This window comes from Erythrobacter sp. SN6-5, from assembly GCF_057364945.1.
On sequence record NZ_CP200282.1, the window covers coordinates 3,037,981 to 3,052,397 of the forward strand.

General features: G+C 58.6%; 18 protein-coding genes and 2 pseudogenes. 6 read left to right on the forward strand and 14 right to left on the reverse strand.

The genetic code is table 11. The features are described from left to right. Window positions 1-272: 272 nt before the first annotated feature. Complete coding sequence (gene rarD, locus AC0V6Z_RS15220; RefSeq protein ID WP_472639245.1) at window positions 273-1,184, forward strand: EamA family transporter RarD; 912 nt, start codon at window positions 273-275, stop codon at window positions 1,182-1,184. A gap of 6 nt (window positions 1,185-1,190) precedes the next feature. On the opposite strand, the pseudogene pyrC reads toward rarD, so the two are convergent. Next, window positions 1,191-2,233 (reverse strand): annotated as a pseudogene (gene pyrC / locus AC0V6Z_RS15225) (dihydroorotase). A 69-nt stretch (window positions 2,234-2,302) separates the two neighbouring features. Between pyrC and AC0V6Z_RS15230 the strand changes: the two are divergent. Together AC0V6Z_RS15230 and ygfZ are read left to right on the forward strand one after the other, a co-directional pair. Further along, window positions 2,303-3,220 carry an ATP-grasp domain-containing protein gene (locus AC0V6Z_RS15230; RefSeq protein ID WP_472639246.1) on the forward strand — a complete coding sequence of 306 codons (918 nt, stop codon included), beginning with the start codon at window positions 2,303-2,305 and terminating at the stop codon, window positions 3,218-3,220. Then, the gene (gene ygfZ / locus AC0V6Z_RS15235) at window positions 3,217-3,948 is read left to right on the forward strand and encodes a CAF17-like 4Fe-4S cluster assembly/insertion protein YgfZ (RefSeq protein WP_472639247.1); all 732 of its coding nucleotides are present in this window, start codon (window positions 3,217-3,219) and stop codon (window positions 3,946-3,948) included. The genes AC0V6Z_RS15230 and ygfZ overlap by 4 nt, the downstream gene beginning before the upstream one ends. A 2-nt stretch (window positions 3,949-3,950) precedes the next feature. On the opposite strand, the gene AC0V6Z_RS15240 is transcribed toward ygfZ, so the two are convergent. Then, window positions 3,951-4,541: a TetR/AcrR family transcriptional regulator gene (locus tag AC0V6Z_RS15240; RefSeq protein WP_472639248.1), complete on the reverse strand. Its 591-nt coding sequence runs from the start codon at window positions 4,539-4,541 to the stop codon at window positions 3,951-3,953. 30 nt (window positions 4,542-4,571) lie between these two features. Between AC0V6Z_RS15240 and AC0V6Z_RS15245 the strand changes: the two genes are divergently transcribed. Next, window positions 4,572-5,492, forward strand: a complete 921-nt coding sequence (locus AC0V6Z_RS15245) for a metal-dependent hydrolase (protein WP_472639249.1) — start codon at window positions 4,572-4,574, stop codon at window positions 5,490-5,492. A gap of 150 nt (window positions 5,493-5,642) precedes the next feature. Here the strand turns inward: AC0V6Z_RS15245 and AC0V6Z_RS15250 are convergent, their stop codons facing one another. The 3 genes and pseudogenes from AC0V6Z_RS15250 to rplU form a co-directional block, all read right to left on the reverse strand. Further along, the gene (locus tag AC0V6Z_RS15250) at window positions 5,643-6,191 is read right to left on the reverse strand and encodes a GNAT family N-acetyltransferase (RefSeq protein WP_472639250.1); all 549 of its coding nucleotides are present in this window, start codon (window positions 6,189-6,191) and stop codon (window positions 5,643-5,645) included. A 221-nt stretch (window positions 6,192-6,412) separates the two neighbouring features. Then, the gene (rpmA, locus tag AC0V6Z_RS15255; RefSeq protein ID WP_472639251.1) at window positions 6,413-6,682 is read right to left on the reverse strand and encodes a 50S ribosomal protein L27; all 270 of its coding nucleotides are present in this window, start codon (window positions 6,680-6,682) and stop codon (window positions 6,413-6,415) included. A gap of 12 nt (window positions 6,683-6,694) precedes the next feature. Further along, window positions 6,695-7,226: pseudogene (gene rplU / locus AC0V6Z_RS15260) on the reverse strand (50S ribosomal protein L21). 149 nt (window positions 7,227-7,375) lie between these two features. On the opposite strand from rplU, the gene AC0V6Z_RS15265 reads away from it, so the two are divergent. Both AC0V6Z_RS15265 and AC0V6Z_RS15270 read left to right on the forward strand, forming a co-directional pair. Beyond that, window positions 7,376-7,990 (forward strand): hypothetical protein, encoded by a 615-nt coding sequence (locus AC0V6Z_RS15265; RefSeq protein WP_472639252.1) that lies wholly within the window; start codon window positions 7,376-7,378, stop codon window positions 7,988-7,990. Continuing rightward, window positions 7,987-8,685, forward strand: a complete 699-nt coding sequence (locus tag AC0V6Z_RS15270) for a Crp/Fnr family transcriptional regulator (protein ID WP_472639253.1) — start codon at window positions 7,987-7,989, stop codon at window positions 8,683-8,685. The genes AC0V6Z_RS15265 and AC0V6Z_RS15270 overlap by 4 nt, the downstream gene beginning before the upstream one ends. Here the strand turns inward: AC0V6Z_RS15270 and AC0V6Z_RS15275 are convergent. The 9 genes from AC0V6Z_RS15275 to AC0V6Z_RS15315 all read right to left on the reverse strand — a co-directional run bounded on the left by AC0V6Z_RS15275 (window position 8,682) and on the right by AC0V6Z_RS15315 (window position 14,379). Beyond that, window positions 8,682-9,128: a hypothetical protein gene (locus AC0V6Z_RS15275; protein WP_472639254.1), complete on the reverse strand. Its 447-nt coding sequence runs from the start codon at window positions 9,126-9,128 to the stop codon at window positions 8,682-8,684. The genes AC0V6Z_RS15270 and AC0V6Z_RS15275 overlap by 4 nt on opposite strands. A 90-nt stretch (window positions 9,129-9,218) precedes the next feature. Then, the gene (locus tag AC0V6Z_RS15280; RefSeq protein WP_472639255.1) at window positions 9,219-9,665 is read right to left on the reverse strand and encodes a molybdenum cofactor biosynthesis protein MoaE; all 447 of its coding nucleotides are present in this window, start codon (window positions 9,663-9,665) and stop codon (window positions 9,219-9,221) included. 6 nt (window positions 9,666-9,671) lie between these two features. After that, window positions 9,672-9,914, reverse strand: a complete 243-nt coding sequence (locus AC0V6Z_RS15285) for a MoaD/ThiS family protein (protein ID WP_472639256.1) — start codon at window positions 9,912-9,914, stop codon at window positions 9,672-9,674. A gap of 2 nt (window positions 9,915-9,916) precedes the next feature. Continuing rightward, window positions 9,917-10,972, reverse strand: coding sequence for a GTP 3',8-cyclase MoaA (moaA, locus tag AC0V6Z_RS15290; RefSeq protein WP_472639257.1), 1,056 nt, complete (start codon window positions 10,970-10,972; stop codon window positions 9,917-9,919). Beyond that, entirely contained in the window at window positions 10,965-11,297 is a 333-nt protein-coding gene (locus AC0V6Z_RS15295) for a Rossmann fold domain-containing protein (protein WP_472639258.1), read from the reverse strand. Before AC0V6Z_RS15295 ends, moaA begins: the two co-directional genes overlap by 8 nt. Continuing rightward, on the reverse strand, window positions 11,294-11,680 hold the full coding sequence (locus AC0V6Z_RS15300; RefSeq protein ID WP_472640933.1) for a dihydroneopterin aldolase: 387 nt from the start codon (window positions 11,678-11,680) through the stop codon (window positions 11,294-11,296). The genes AC0V6Z_RS15295 and AC0V6Z_RS15300 overlap by 4 nt, the downstream gene beginning before the upstream one ends. Before the next feature lie 20 nt (window positions 11,681-11,700). After that, on the reverse strand, window positions 11,701-12,591 hold the full coding sequence (locus tag AC0V6Z_RS15305; RefSeq protein ID WP_472639259.1) for an RsmD family RNA methyltransferase: 891 nt from the start codon (window positions 12,589-12,591) through the stop codon (window positions 11,701-11,703). Beyond that, window positions 12,591-13,988, reverse strand: coding sequence for a threonine synthase (gene thrC / locus AC0V6Z_RS15310; protein ID WP_472640934.1), 1,398 nt, complete (start codon window positions 13,986-13,988; stop codon window positions 12,591-12,593). The genes AC0V6Z_RS15305 and thrC overlap by 1 nt, the downstream gene beginning before the upstream one ends. 55 nt (window positions 13,989-14,043) lie before the next feature. Continuing rightward, a complete protein-coding gene (locus AC0V6Z_RS15315) occupies window positions 14,044-14,379 on the reverse strand; it encodes an ArsR/SmtB family transcription factor (protein ID WP_472639260.1) in 336 nt (111 codons plus the stop codon). Window positions 14,380-14,417 lie beyond the last annotated feature (38 nt).

The window sequence follows — 14,417 nt, forward strand, 5'->3', positions numbered from 1 at the left end:
CCGTAGCCGCAACGGACCACGCCAGAGCCATTGGTGGGAATGGCTCAAGTCTGTTCATTTCGGAGTGTGAGATGCGCCCCCACGCGATACCGCGCTGCACCTCACATGCCCCATGTTTGCTTGTTCATCTATAGGGTATGAAACCTGAATGATCTGCAACAACACAAGTACTCTGGCAGGTTTTTGCGCAGCGCGTTGTAAAATGATGCAAACACTTATCCGATCCGCTTTGCTTGCGCGGCAACGGCACCCGGACTAGGGGCGAACCAGTTATGAACGCCCCAGATCCAAACCCGGCGCCGTCTGGTCTGCCCGCTGCACTCGGTGCCTATCTGATGTGGGGGTTCCTGCCGCTGTATCTGATGCTGGTCGCCAGCGTTCCGGCGTTTGAATTTGTCGGTTGGCGGATCATTTGGACTGTACCGCTGTGCCTGATCATTGTTGGAGTTCGCGGCCAGTTTCCCGCCATCAAGGCCGCGCTCAGCAGCGCAAAGGCCGTGGGCATGCTGTTCTTGAGCGCAGCGCTGATCGCGATCAATTGGCTGGTTTATATCTGGGCCATTCAGGAGGGGCAGGTGTATGCCGCCAGCCTCGGTTATTATCTCAATCCGCTGATCAATGTGCTGCTAGGCACTCTCTTTTTGGGTGAGCGCCTGACCCGGTGGCAATGGCTCGCGGTGGCGATTGCAGCGAGTGCAGTCGCCTTGCTGCTGGCCGGTGCCATCACGACGCTGTGGATCAGCCTGAGCCTGGCGATGAGCTTCGCCTTTTACGGCATGGTCCGCAAACAGGTGGCGGTCACATCCCTGCCCGGCCTCACCATCGAATCTGCGATCTTGCTGGTGCCAGCCTCAGCCATCGTTATGTGGTATGCTGGCAGTCCGGCGGGGTCTGCCTTTGGACAAGACTTGGGTCTCAGCCTCGCTATCATGGCCGGAGGCGTGGTGACTGCGGTGCCGCTGTTGCTGTTTGCAATTGCTGCGCGGCGAATGGCCTATTCAACGCTTGGGTTTATCCAATATCTCGCGCCGACGATTGTCTTCATCCTCGGGCTGACCGTGTTCGAGCAGGAACTGCAACTGGTCCAATTGGGCAGTTTCATTCTGATCTGGATTGCCATCGCGATCTTTGTTGGCGATCTGATCGCCCGCACGCGCCGCGCCGCTGCTCCGAAGGCCGCTTAGCCCGCCCTACTCAGCGATCCGCCAATTCAGCGTCTCGCCCGCGTGGAAGGGTACGATTTCCTCACCCGCCATTTCGATCGAGTCTGGAACCATGATCGGCTCACGCCGCAAAGTCATGGACTCATCGTTGACGGGCAGCTTGTAAAAGCGCGGGCCATTGAGCGAGGCGAAGGCCTCGAAATGCTCCAGCGCGCCCTCTTCCTCAAACACGGCCAGATAGCTCTCCAGCGCGAATGGTGCGTTGAAAATGCCTAAGCACAACCACAGGAACTTTCTTTTGCGCTGCGCAAATGCGGCGCGCTGTCGGTGCCCAGGAAGAACTTCGGCGAACCTGAGGTAGCGGCTTTGCGCAGAGCCAGACGATGCGCCTCGCGCTTTGCCACCGGCAGGCAATAATTGTGCGGCTGCATCCCGCCAACAAGCATCGCGTTGCGATTGATATGGAGGTGCTGCGGCGTGATGGTCGCGGCGACCTGATCACCCTCGCCCAATACGAAATTCACCGCATCGGACGTGGTGATATGCTCAAACACAACGCGTAGTTTGGGAAAGTCGCGCACGATGCTGCGCATGTGGCGTTCGATGAATTCCGCCTCGCGGTCGAACACGTCGATATGGCTTTCGGTCACCTCGCCATGGACACACAGGACAACATCCGATGCTTCCATCGCCTCCAGCACGGGATAGATCTTCGCCACATCGCTGACCCCGTGGGCGGAATTGGTCGTGGCATTGGCGGGATAGAGCTTCGCGGCGGTGAACACGCCCTCTGCCGCCCCGCGTGCTAGGTCTGCCGGATCAGTCCCATCGGTTAGATAGCAGGTCATCAGCGGCGTGAAGTTCACGCCCTGTGGCACTGCCGCCAAAATCCGATCCCGGTATACCGCACCGCTCGCCGTATCAGTGACCGGCGGTGACAGATTAGGCATCACAATCGCGCGGCCAAACTGGCGCGCGGTATAAGGCACAACCTGCTCCATTATCTCGCCATCGCGAAAATGCAGGTGCCAGTCATCCGGGCGGCGAATTGTGATTGTCTGTTCGGTCATATCGGCTTTGTGACCTAGCGCCGCATTCAGGCTCTTTCCACCCCGCTTTCGCTCAACTAGGGGCACGGTATGACTGGTTCCGCACCCACAATTGCATTCCTTGCGTGCAAGCCCACTATGCCAGGTAGGGGAGAGCGCCGGGGTGACGCCTACGAATCCGATCTGATGACCGATGCGATCTCACAGGCGCTTGCTGATCATGGGCTTGAAATGCGCATTGTGGATTGGGAAGCGGACCTAGCTGAATTCGACGGCGTATCGCTCGCGCTACTCGGCTCCAGTTGGAATTATCAGGATAAGCCAAGGGAGTTCATTGCTAAGCTTGATGCACTCGAGGCACGCGGCGTCCAGCTGTGCAACTCGGCTGAGGTCGTGCGCTGGAATGCGCGCAAGACCTATTTGCGCGAGCTCGCAGACAAAGGCGCGGCGACCATCCCCACCATTTGGCTGGACGACGTGAACACGGATGACGTCATGGCGGCAATGGAGGCCTTCGACTGCGAGAGGCTGGTCGTAAAACGGCAGATCGGGGCCGGGGCAGAAGGCCAGGAGATGTTCGTCTGCGATCAAATGCCCGATGCGAGCTGGCGTTTCGGCCACAAGGCAATGCTGCAGCCATTCCTGCCCACAATTCAAAGCGAGGGCGAGTTTTCCTTCATCTTCATCCAGGGCGAGTTGAGCCACGCTCTGTGCAAGAAAGCGGCCGAGGGCGAATACCGTATCCAATCGCTGTATGGCGGGACGGAAAGCGACCACAACCCAAGCGATGACGAGGCAGCTCAGGCGCAGAAAATCATCGCCGCCCTGCCCTTTTCACCCCCGCTTTATGCCCGCATTGATATGGTGCGCGGCGAACGCGGCGAACTCTTGCTTATGGAAGCGGAGATGATCGAACCCTATCTCTATCCTGTGCAAGGGCCTGAGCTGGGTCCGCGCATCGCTTCTGCTATTGCCAATCGGCTCGCCGAGAAAGTCCCTGCATCATGACCGCAACCCGCCTTAACGACCGCGCGATTGTTCGTCTCGCAGCAACCGAGGCTGGAGAGGACGTCGCCGAGTTTCTGCAAGGTTTGGTGACGAACGATGTAAGCGGCGATCTGCCCACCTATGCCGCTTTGCTGTCGGCGCAGGGCAAGACCATGTTCGACTTTTTCGTCTGGCCAGGTGAAGACGGCGCGCTGCTACTCGATTGCGAGGCGGATGCCGCCGATGAACTTGCCAAACGCCTCAGCCTCTACCGCCTGCGTCGCAAGATCGACATTGCGCGCGATGAAAACCTGTCGGTGCACTGGAGCGCTACGGGCAATCAAGGCATGCCGGATCCGCGCCTTCCTGAGCTTGGCCAGCGTTGGCTCGCGCCAGCAGGAGACAGCCACGAACCCGCTGACGCCGCCTATCTCGCCCACCGCCTGTCCCGCGCCGTGCCGGAGGGTCGCGCAGAAATGGGCGACATCCTGTGGCTAGAGGCGAACGCCGTCGAGCTAAACGGGGTGAGTTTTGAGAAGGGTTGCTACATCGGGCAGGAAAACACCGCCCGTATGAATTGGCGGCAAAAGGTTAACAGGCGGCTGGTTGTAGTGCCGCTTGATCAGTCGCAGGAAAAGCGCCGCCGGACAGCGCATGCTGAGCTTGGTTTCGCCATCGATCACCTGCGCGTGGCGGATTTGGATGCAAATGCCCTGCCCGATTGGCAACGCGGCGCGCTCAGCGAATAACCCTACTGATATTCGGCCAGCGAGGCCTCAAGCATGTCCTGCGCCCTCGCCCGCGCGGCATCACGCGGCAGGCTGAGCGATTTCGCCAATGCCCCGCCGATCAGCGCATCGCCAAGCGCCAGCAAAACCAGGCTAAGCGTATCGCGGTGCACCCGCATATCATTGCTCTGATGATCGGCCTCTTCAGGCGCGATTTCATCAACAAGTTCATGAATTGTCTCAATAATGGGATGCAGCGCGTCCTCATTGCCCGTCAGCAGCATCCAGCTCGTGAGCGCGCCTGCGCCTTCGCGGTCAAATGCATCAAAGGCCAGATCCACGACCTCACGTGCGGAGCCGAGTCCTGCGCGACTCGCACGCACTGCCTCGATAATTGTCTCACAAACGGTGCGTGCAAGATGCTCTGCCAACGCCTTTTGTAGACCAGAAGCTGACCCAAAATGGTGCAGTAGATTTGCGTGGGTGCGGCCAATACGTGCGGCAACCGCCTTCAAAGTGACGGATTGCGGCCCTGTTTCAATAAGTAAGCCGCGTGCCGCTTCTAAGGCGGAACTTCGCGACTCTTCAGGCGTTAAGCGCTTGCGACTTGTCATTAAGGGAAAGCCCTAATAGTTTCTTAAATTATGACCGAACATTCAAAAATTGACCTAGAGCGCGCGGAGCCGATCGACAAGCCCGCTAAGGACGCTGGCATTGCCCGCGCCAGCGCCACGCCAGCAGAGCATGAGCTGATCATTCGCAATGAGCGGTTTGATCGCAAGGCAATGGTTCCGCGTCATTGGCATTCCGGCGATCCGGTTGCAACGGCTTGGTACAATTCGGTTTCGGCCAGTCTGCCGCGCGGCGAGGCCTTCTTTATCGACACCCTGCGCCTGTTCCGTGATGAAATCCCGGAGAAGCTGGCGCGCGAGGTGAAGGCCTTTTCAACGCAGGAAATCAATCACACGCGTGAACACGTTGCCTTCAATCGGCTGGTTTCAGACCACGGCTATAACGTCGAAAGCATCGATCAGGGCATTCAGGCCATGCTCGAGCTGACCGCTGGACGACCAAAGGAATTCAATCTCGCGATCACCATCGCGCTGGAGCATTTTGCCGCGATCATCAGCCGCCATTTGCTGCAACATCCAGAATACCTTGAAGGTGCCGATCCGGTCGCCGCAGAGGTTTGGCGCTGGCATGCGACCGAAGAGATTGAGCACAAGGGCCTCGTCTACGATGTCTGGGAACATGTTACGAAGGACTGGAGCGCCTGGAAACGGTATAAGACCCGCGCTCTGATCGCTGCTCTGATCACCAAAAAGTATTTCGGAAACCGAATTCGCGACGCGATCGGCCTGCTTGAGCAAGACGGATACACCAGGCGGCAAGCCAAATGGAAACTCTATGCATTCCTGTGGTGGAAGCCCGGCATGATGCGGCGGATGTTCATCGAATGGGCGGCAATTTTGAAACCCAGCTTCCACCCGTGGGATCACGATGACCGCGAGCTGATCCAGAAATGGGAAAGCCCGTACGCTGATGCGGTTATGCCCGCCGAATAGGATTGCTCAGCGAATAGCTAGAGCTCTTTAGCGTCAAGCCTATCGGATACAAAAACCCCGGCACCTGTAATGGGTGCCGTGCCGGGGTTTTGTTTGCTCAGTATCGCCAATAACCCTCGATTGCAGGGCCTTGAGTGCGCGGCTTATGACCTAAGCCGCCTCGCTAATCATCGATGGCTCTTCGTCCAGCTCCAACGCATATTCCGCCACCTTTGCTGCTTCTCCGCGTCCGCACGAATGCCGGGTCGACACTTGGCCAGTGGGCTGAAAGCCTATCTTGCGCAAAACAGCGCCAGAAGCTGGATTGTCGAGAAAGTGTGAGGCAACCAGCGACTTATGCCCCAAAGAGGCTGCGACCTCGAGCATGGCGCGTCCTGCTTCGGTAGCGATGCCTTGCCCCCAAAACGGCCGTGCAATCCAATAGCCAAGCTCAACATGTTCACCTGACTTGCCGGCATCCATAACGTCAATCCCGATGCACCCGACAACCACTGCATCGCGAGCCCTAGTAATCAGGAAACGCGGATAGAGCGGATTGATCGGAAGCTGCGCAAATTCGCGCGCGTCCTTCTCCTGATAGGGCCAGGGAGCGCGCGCCAAATTGCGCACGACGCCTTCATCGGCGATGCCGGCAAAGACACCTTGCCAATCCTCTGGCCAGATCGGTCTCAGCAGCAATCTTTGGCTGCGATGGAACATGAGGTCTCTCCTCTCAATCCGTCCTGCCCTGCGCCGCCCCATTATGGGCCGCACATGACAGTTTCGTGGCCGCAGAATTCGTATCCTGCGTGTTTGTGAGGGAGAAATGAAAAGAGGGAGATGGCTCCCCCAAACTGGGGTGGCCCTTCTCCCTCTACATCGCCGATTGTGTCATCGGCTGGGACCGCCCCGTGGGACGATCCTGTTTTTGAACCGTCCGGTTATTCAGCTGCTTCCGCTAGCATGTCGACAGACACGTATTTGCGGCCAAGTTTACCCTTGTGGAATCGCACAACGCCATTTTCGGTCGCGAACAGGGTGTGATCCTTGCCCATGCCGACATTGGTGCCCGGATAGAACTTCGTACCGCGCTGACGCACGATAATGTTGCCGCCAACCACGTCCTGGCCGCCGTACTTTTTCACGCCAAGGCGGCGACCCGCTGAGTCGCGACCGTTACGGGATGAACCACCTGCTTTTTTATGTGCCATGGTGTGTGTTCCTTACTTCTTGTCAGCTTTAGGCGCGGCTTTCTTAGCCGGTGCCTTTTTCGCAGGAGCTTTTTTCGCGGCTGGCTTTTTGTCAGCTGCGGCCTTCTTTGGCGCGGCAGCTTTCTTGGCCGGAGCCTTCTTCTCAGCTGCTGGCTTCTTCGCAGGAGCCGCTTTCTTTTCAGCCGCTGGCTTAGCGTCTGCCTTTGGAGCAGCAGCCTTCTTAGCCGGTGCCTTCTTCGCAGCGCCCGCACCCACATCGGTGATGCGCAGCAGCGTCATTTGCTGACGATGGCCCGCCTTGCGGCGATAGTTGTGACGGCGACGCTTTTTGAAAACGACGACCTTCTCACTCTTGGCTTGTGCGATGATCTCCGCTGAAACGGTGACCTTCGACGCGTCAGCGATTGTCTCGCCTTCACCCGCTAGAAGGACATCGCCCAGCGTAACGGTGTCGCCGAGCTTCACCAGCGAGCTTCTCAACGGCAATCTTGTCTCCGGCGGCAACCCGATATTGCTTGCCGCCCGTGCGCACTACTGCGAACATGGCTTGTTACTCTCGATCTAAAGCTGTGTCTTAACCCATGCGAATACACACACAGACAAGACGCAAAATACCGCGCCGCAATTTTGCAGCGCTGGAAAGAGGCACGCCGTTAAGGGATCGATGCCGCCAAGTCAACGCAAGAACCGGTAATGACAGACTTGTTTTTTGCCGGACTGGCGCTGGCACAAACCCAAATGCGTGGTAAAACCCGCGCAATGCTGGGATATGACGCAAAAATGACGAGAGTTGCCAAGGTGAAAGAACGCGCTCAACTATTTGGGATCGCCGCAGTGTTTGCTGCGACTTTGTCCGCTTGCGCGGGCAGCGGGGACAAATATCCCTCGCTCGCGGTGCGTGATGCGGAGCGATTCGCTGGCAGTTTTGAACCAGCCCCCAGCGTAGAGCCTGTGCCAGTGGCGGACCCTGCCATTATGGCGGGTCTGCCCGCGATCGAAGCGCGGGCCGATGCGGCATACGCAGCGTTTCAATCCGCTTTGCCTTCCGCTGAGAGTTCTGTGAGGGCGGCAAGAGATGCTTCGCAATCGAGCAACCAATGGTCAGCGGCTCAAGTCGCCTTGGCTGATCTCACCGCCAAACGTAGCACGTCGGCCATTGCGCTAGCGGACATTGACCTGATCTACGCCCAGACCTCGAGCGAATTTACCGTGAACCAGGAAATCGCCGAGCTGCGTGGGCGCATAGCGGCGCAGGTAGATGCTCAGGACAGAATTCTGGGCGAGCTCAGCACGCTTATCCCGCAATGAAACTGGCCTGCGCATCCTGCCCGGTCAGGGATAGCGCAGCCTGCTCTGTCTTAAGCGAAGAGGAACGTGATGCTCTGGCCACCGCGGGCCGCACGCGGGTGCTCAAACGTGGAGAAATGCTGTTCGCCGCCGGTGATGAGGATGTTGCCTGCGCAACGCTCGTCTCTGGCGCACTCAAGGTGTCCGCCGTTGATATGGACGGCAATGAGCAAATCCTCGCGCTGGTCCATCCATCGGGCTTTGTCGGAGAACTGTTTTCCCCCTTTGCCCATCACGATGTGGTTGCCTTGACCGAGAGCAAGCTGTGCACCTTTGCAAAGCTCGATATCAATCGCGCAATTGATGAATATCCGGCTCTGGCCAAAGCTTTGCTGCGCAGATCACAGGAAGACCTACATTCTACCCGCAGCCTGCTTGAGCTAACCGCTCATGCCAGCGCAGAGGCAAGACTTGCCTGTCTGCTGCATGATTTTGCGCAGGCGGCCAGCCAATCCCCTTGCCATCCGGCGGACCATTTCGATCTGCCGCTAACTCGCGGGGAAATCGCCAATATGCTAGGCCTGACCATTGAAACCGTCAGCCGCAAATTCAGCGAGTTGGAAAAGGCCGGAGCGATCCGGCGCACAGGCAAACGCGGGATCGAACTGGTCGACCCCGCGCACCTGCAGGCCCTCTCCGCAAGGAAGGTTGGTTAAAATACCAGCGCAGCTATGGTCACCGCCGCGAGGCCCCAAAGCACGATGAGAACCGGCAGAATTAGAACTTGAATGGCGGCGTCGCGCGGGGCGAGACGGCCTGTATTGGTCATGATCCCTTCGCGGGCAAACTTGCCCATATCCATTGGTTTGGAGGGGTTATCCGGCGAGAGCCGCGTCCAAATCGCAGGCACGCCGAACATACCGAAGATAAAGACGGTGAAGATGACCATCGGGATGACCAGTCCCGGTGTGCTGAATGCAGCGAAAGTGATTGCGATAAAGGCCAAGTAACAGGCGACGGTCGCAATATGCAGACTGACGGGCAGCTCGAAGCTGCGATCAACCTCAACTTGGTGGCGGACTTGCGCCCGCTCCTGCTCGGGTCCCTCAACAATGGCCGCGTTGCCAGCCTCGATTTGTTCTTGAATATGTTTGCTCATGGGTATTCTCCTTCCTTGAGAAGGGAATTATCCCGATAGCCTCCTCGCGACTTTGATCTGGATCAAACCGCGAAATTTTTTACGAAGAAATCAGTCGGACCAGCGCGCGAGATCTGCGTAATCATCCGCGCGCGGCTCAATCCAATGCCATTCGCCGTTTCGCTTCTCGCGCTTCCAAAACCAGGCGGCACTCTTCAAATGGTCCATCGCAAAATCAACCGCATCAATCGCACCGCGCCGGTGCTTTGCAGCGGCGGAGACACATACGATCGGTTCACCCGGACGCATCGGGCCGACCCGGTGCACCATCAGCATGCCCATCAGACCGAAGCGCACGATGGCCTGTTCGGCCAATTCCTCCATGCTTGGTAATGTCAGCGGCTCGTAATGCGACAGCTCCAGCAGTTCGACATCGGCCTCGCCGCGCACTTCACCGACAAAAGTGCAAACACCGCCGAGACCCGGGTGAGCATTGGTGAATGGTCCGATCAGAGCACCGGGAATGAATGGTGAGTTGAGGAGACGAATGTCTTTCACCGCGCCCTACCCGCCAGAAACGGGCGGCAGCAGCGCAACCTCATCGCCGTCTTGCGCATTCAGCGCAGTTTTGTCGCCCAGCACCTTTCCCGCGCAGGCAACATTGACGCGCTGCTCATTCAATTGCTCGGCGACCTCCGGCCCGACCGCATCAAGCAGACCTGCCCAATCGAGCGGGGAAGGCACTTCGCGGCTGTCTGCGCCTGCGAGATCACGCAAAGGCCCCAGGAACACAATTCGCACCGTCATGCTCAGCCTCCGGTCATCGACATATGGCGGGCCAGATGCGGCTCTGCCCCGCGCGTATCAATCCGAAAGTGATGCTTTTCCGGCTTGATCGCCATCGCCTCGCTCAGCGCACGCTCCAGATTTGATGCCGGGTCATCTGACCGCAGCGCCGCGCGCAAATCGACCCGTTCGCCGCCACCAAGGCAGGGGTAAAGCTGGCCCGTGGCGGTCACACGCAAGCGGTTGCATCCAGCGCAGAAATTGTTGGTCAGCGGGGTGATCAGGCCCAGTCTTCCGCCCGTTTCCGCTATATCGACATAGCGCGCCGGACCGCCTGTGGAATGGCTGTTATCGGCCAATGTCCAGCGCCGCTCCAGCTCTGCTCGGACCTCAGTGAGCGGCAGATAACGATCGATCCGGTCTTCTTCGACATCACCCAGCGGCATCACTTCGATCAAGGTCACATCATGGCCCTCACCATGCGCCCTGGCGATGAGATCAGCCAGCTCGCCCTCATTGATGCCTTTCAGCGCCACCGCGTTCAACTTTACCTTCAGCCCCGCTTCTTTGGCAGCAGCAATTCCCTCCAGCACCTGCGGCAAGGCATCGCGCCGGGTCAGCTCAGCAAAACACGCCCGGTCCAATGTGTCGAGCGAGACATTGACCCTTTTGACCCCGGCTTTCGCCAGTCCTTCTGCATGACGCCCAAGCTGCGTCGCGTTGGTCGTCAGGGTTAGCTCTTCTAAACCTCTGCCGATCCGCTTTCCAAGCGCGCTGAACAGGTCGATGATATCACGGCGCACCAATGGCTCACCGCCGGTAATCCTCAGCTTCGTCACGCCGCGTTCGATAAAACCTGTGCTTAGCTGATAGAGTTCTTCCAACGTCAGCACTTCGCGGCGCGGCAGGAATTTCATCTGCTCTGGCATGCAATAGGAACAGCGCAAATCGCAGCGATCTGTCACAGACAGGCGTAGATAGGTGATCCGCCGTTGGAATGCATCGACCAGTGGCGCAGACGAACCCAGCGCCAATACATCGCGAGCCCGCGCGCGATTCGAAGCGGAAATCTCAGTCATGCGCCTGAAGATAGTGCCCCGTTACGCCAGGTGCACCCTCTAAATAGACGAGCAAGGCCTGCGTTGCCGCCTCGTTGCCGCGCGCAACCACGTTCACTCGCTGTGGCGCAAATTCGCGGGCCAAGTCCCGCGCAAATGCCAACCGCCAATCGGAATGCTCCGGGCCTGCACCGGGCAAGACAATTGCCAGCGCACTGATGCCATCTTCGCTCAAAACTGCGCGCACAGCATCCAACTGCTCATTCAGGACATAAGCGCTCGCATCCAAAGCGCTATCAGGCAGTTCTGCGATGTGCTGAACCGCCTGAATACCCGCATCGCTCATGCCTTGCGGCTTTCCCAAGCGGCGCGTTCGCGGTGCAAGGTGATACCGATTTTCTCATTCGCCTCTGCAATGGCGAGCTTCACGATCTTCACCGTGACGGCCTGCACACGCACGTCCTGCACAAACAAGGTCTCGCAGATATGATCGGCAACCGCCTCAATCAGTTTGAAATGCACGCCAGCGGGCAGGCCTTCCCCTGCCGCATGCTTCAAATCCATATAGTTCTTGCTCGCCTCAAGCGGCGTGTCGGCATCGTAATGATCGGCGACATCATAGCGTGCATTGATAGTAATGCGCAGCGGCTGCGGCTTGCCGGTCTCTTCGGAATAGATTCCGGTGAGGACATCTGTCTCCAGATCGGCGACTTCCAGGATCAGCGAGATCGTTCATATCACCGCGCGACTTAGCCATCATTCCGCCACCGGGCAAAAATTGCGGTGGGCAGAAGGCGTGGATTATCGCCCTCTTCCCGCACGGCCAAATCACCATATTCGATAGTGCCGGGCAGATCGCGCGTTGCCTCTTCGAGCAGGCCTGCAATTGCAAGGCTGCTCATCCTGACGGCATAGACGGTCAGGAAGAGGAAGCGGCTGTCGTTATCGAGCAGCTTTGCACAGTCCGTGATCAGGCCGGGGAGGTTCTCTTCCAGACGCCAGGTTTCACTTTTTGGACCGCGTCCGAACTTGGGTGGGTCGAGAATGATCCCGTCATAACGCTTCTCACGTCGAACCTCACGCGCGGCAAATTTCGCCGCATCATCCACCAGCCAGCGAATTGGCCGCTCTTCCATGCCAGAAAGCGCGGCGTTCTCGCGTGCCTGAGCAACCGATTTCTTGGACGCATCAACATGCGTCACCCGGCCGTGCTGGCTCAGAGCGAGGCTACCCACCCCGGTGTAGCCAAACAGATTGAGCGTCGCCGCCTCTGTCTGGTCGCCCAGCATGCCGCGCATCCATTCCCACACTGGGGCCATGTCGGGGAAGAACTGCAAATGGCGAAACGGGGTCGGGCGAGCGGTAAAGCGCGCTTCACTCCAACCAAGCTCCCAGCCATCCTCGGGCACTTCGCGGGCGAAACTCCAGCGGCCGCCGCCATCCTCGTCCGAGCCAGGCACAAATTCGCCGTCGGCATCCCATTCGCTCATCCGCGGGCGCCACATGGCCTGCGGTTCTGGCCGTATGAAGGAATGCGGGCCGAACGCCTCAAACTTGCGCCCATCCCCACTGTCGAGCAGGCGGTAAGCGTCCCACCCGGCGCATTCCATCACCAGCGGATCACGGGCCAGCTGCGCCATCAGTCGGTCGCAGCAGTCTCTGAAACGAAATCGCGCACCGCCTCATAATCACCGGGCAGCTCGGTATAATGTTCCTCGCGGGAGAACAGGTCGCCGACGCGCGCGGGCAGCGCAGGACGCATTCCCGTGGCCCGCTCCACCGCATCGCTGAACTTCGCCGGATGGGCAGTCGCCAGGGTGACGATCGGAACCGACGGATCAAGATCGCTTATGCGCGCAGCATGCAGTCCAATCGCTGTATGCGGATCCAGCACTTGCCCAGCGCGCTCATGCGCCCAGCGCAGAGCCTGCGCCATCTCGTCGCCATCGGTGCGTGCGCTCACGAATAGCCCGCTTGCGCCCTCTCGCTGAGCATTGGTTAGTTGCATCGAACGCGCGCCTTCAAACCCGCGCATTTGCTCCGCCAAGGCCGCGCCATCGCGCCCGCCGCAATCAAACAGCAAGCGCTCAAAATTGGAGCTCACCTGAATATCCATCGACGGGGTGGCGGTTGGAGTAACCGTACCCGCTGAGTAATCCCCGCTTGTCAGCGCGCGGTGGAGAATATCATTCACATTGGTCGCAACAATCAGTTGCTTGATCGGCAGACCCATCTTGTGCGCCACATAGCCTGCGAACACATCGCCGAAATTGCCGGTCGGCACACTGTAAGCGGCGGCCCGCCGCGGCGCGCCTAGCTGAAGCCCGGCGGCGAAATAATACACCACCTGAGCCATCAGCCGCGCCCAGTTTATCGAGTTGACCGCGCCGATCTGCATCCGGCTGGTCAGCGCCTCGTCCACGAACATGCGCTTCACCATCGCCTGAGCATCATCAAAGCTGCCCTCAATCGCGATATTGTGAACATTGGGAGCGCGCACTGTCGTCATCTGGCGGCGCTGCACTTCGCTGACCCGACCCTTTGGGTGGAGCATGAAAATCTCCACGCCCTCGCGCCCGGCAACCGCGTCAATCGCGGCCGATCCTGTATCACCGCTGGTCGCGCCAACGATAGTCAAGCGTTTACCCGAGCGGCCAAGGAAGGTCTCAAACAGCAGGCCCAGCAATTGCAGCGCGACATCTTTGAATGCCAGCGTGGGTCCGTGGAACAATTCGAGCAGCCATTGCCTCTGATTCAGCTGGACCAGCGGCGTCACCGCGTCATGGGCAAACCGACCATAGGCCTGCTCGCACAAGCTGCGCAGCTCCTCTTCATTCAGGCTGTCACCGACGAACGGCATCATCACGCGGGTGGCGAGCTCTGGATAGGACAGCCCAGCCATTTCGGCGATTTCAGCTTCGCTGAAACGCGGCCATTCGGTTGGCAGATACAGTCCGCCATCCTTGGCGAGCCCCGCCAAAGTGACGCCTTCGAAATCGAGCGCGGGTGCGCTGCCTCTGGTCGATACATATTGCATGGTGCTGACGCGGTTAGCGGCGTCAGCTAGCAGAGGCAAGAAAGCTTCCCTTACTTCACGCCTCGACTTCCTTTGAATGCTCAAGCTCCGTTTTCATCGCCGATAACATCGAAGCAGCGCGAGCTGCGTGCGGACCGATCCATCGTTCGTGAATAGATTGGATTGGCACCGCATTGAGATAGTTGAAGCGTTCTCTCCCCTTGCGGACAGATACGAGCAGTCCCGCACCTTCAAGAACCCGCAAATGCTGCATCACTGTGCAGCGATTGAGCGCAGGGAAGCACTCGCAAAGCTGCTTGGTAGTGAGTGGCCGCAGCTTTAGCTCATCACAAATCTCTCTTCGGATTGGATTGGCGAGCGCTTTGAAGACTGGGTTCAGATCTATTGACATGTTATATTTTTATAACATAATATGTGTTCATTCAAGGA

What these genes read in the sequence shown, in the direction of transcription:
- rarD (WP_472639245.1), top strand. Translation starts at nt 273, where the DNA reads ATGAACGCCCCAGATCCAAACCCGGCGCCGTCTGGTCTGCCCGCTGCA.
- AC0V6Z_RS15230 (WP_472639246.1), top strand. Translation starts at nt 2,303, where the DNA reads ATGACTGGTTCCGCACCCACAATTGCATTCCTTGCGTGCAAGCCCACT.
- ygfZ (WP_472639247.1), top strand. Translation starts at nt 3,217, where the DNA reads ATGACCGCAACCCGCCTTAACGACCGCGCGATTGTTCGTCTCGCAGCA.
- AC0V6Z_RS15240 (WP_472639248.1), bottom strand. Translation starts at nt 4,541, where the DNA reads ATGACAAGTCGCAAGCGCTTAACGCCTGAAGAGTCGCGAAGTTCCGCC.
- AC0V6Z_RS15245 (WP_472639249.1), top strand. Translation starts at nt 4,572, where the DNA reads ATGACCGAACATTCAAAAATTGACCTAGAGCGCGCGGAGCCGATCGAC.
- AC0V6Z_RS15250 (WP_472639250.1), bottom strand. Translation starts at nt 6,191, where the DNA reads ATGTTCCATCGCAGCCAAAGATTGCTGCTGAGACCGATCTGGCCAGAG.
- rpmA (WP_472639251.1), bottom strand. Translation starts at nt 6,682, where the DNA reads ATGGCACATAAAAAAGCAGGTGGTTCATCCCGTAACGGTCGCGACTCA.
- AC0V6Z_RS15265 (WP_472639252.1), top strand. Translation starts at nt 7,376, where the DNA reads ATGACAGACTTGTTTTTTGCCGGACTGGCGCTGGCACAAACCCAAATG.
- AC0V6Z_RS15270 (WP_472639253.1), top strand. Translation starts at nt 7,987, where the DNA reads ATGAAACTGGCCTGCGCATCCTGCCCGGTCAGGGATAGCGCAGCCTGC.
- AC0V6Z_RS15275 (WP_472639254.1), bottom strand. Translation starts at nt 9,128, where the DNA reads ATGAGCAAACATATTCAAGAACAAATCGAGGCTGGCAACGCGGCCATT.
- AC0V6Z_RS15285 (WP_472639256.1), bottom strand. Translation starts at nt 9,914, where the DNA reads ATGACGGTGCGAATTGTGTTCCTGGGGCCTTTGCGTGATCTCGCAGGC.
- moaA (WP_472639257.1), bottom strand. Translation starts at nt 10,972, where the DNA reads ATGACTGAGATTTCCGCTTCGAATCGCGCGCGGGCTCGCGATGTATTG.
- AC0V6Z_RS15295 (WP_472639258.1), bottom strand. Translation starts at nt 11,297, where the DNA reads ATGAGCGATGCGGGTATTCAGGCGGTTCAGCACATCGCAGAACTGCCT.
- AC0V6Z_RS15305 (WP_472639259.1), bottom strand. Translation starts at nt 12,591, where the DNA reads ATGGCGCAGCTGGCCCGTGATCCGCTGGTGATGGAATGCGCCGGGTGG.
- thrC (WP_472640934.1), bottom strand. Translation starts at nt 13,988, where the DNA reads ATGCAATATGTATCGACCAGAGGCAGCGCACCCGCGCTCGATTTCGAA.
- AC0V6Z_RS15315 (WP_472639260.1), bottom strand. Translation starts at nt 14,379, where the DNA reads ATGTCAATAGATCTGAACCCAGTCTTCAAAGCGCTCGCCAATCCAATC.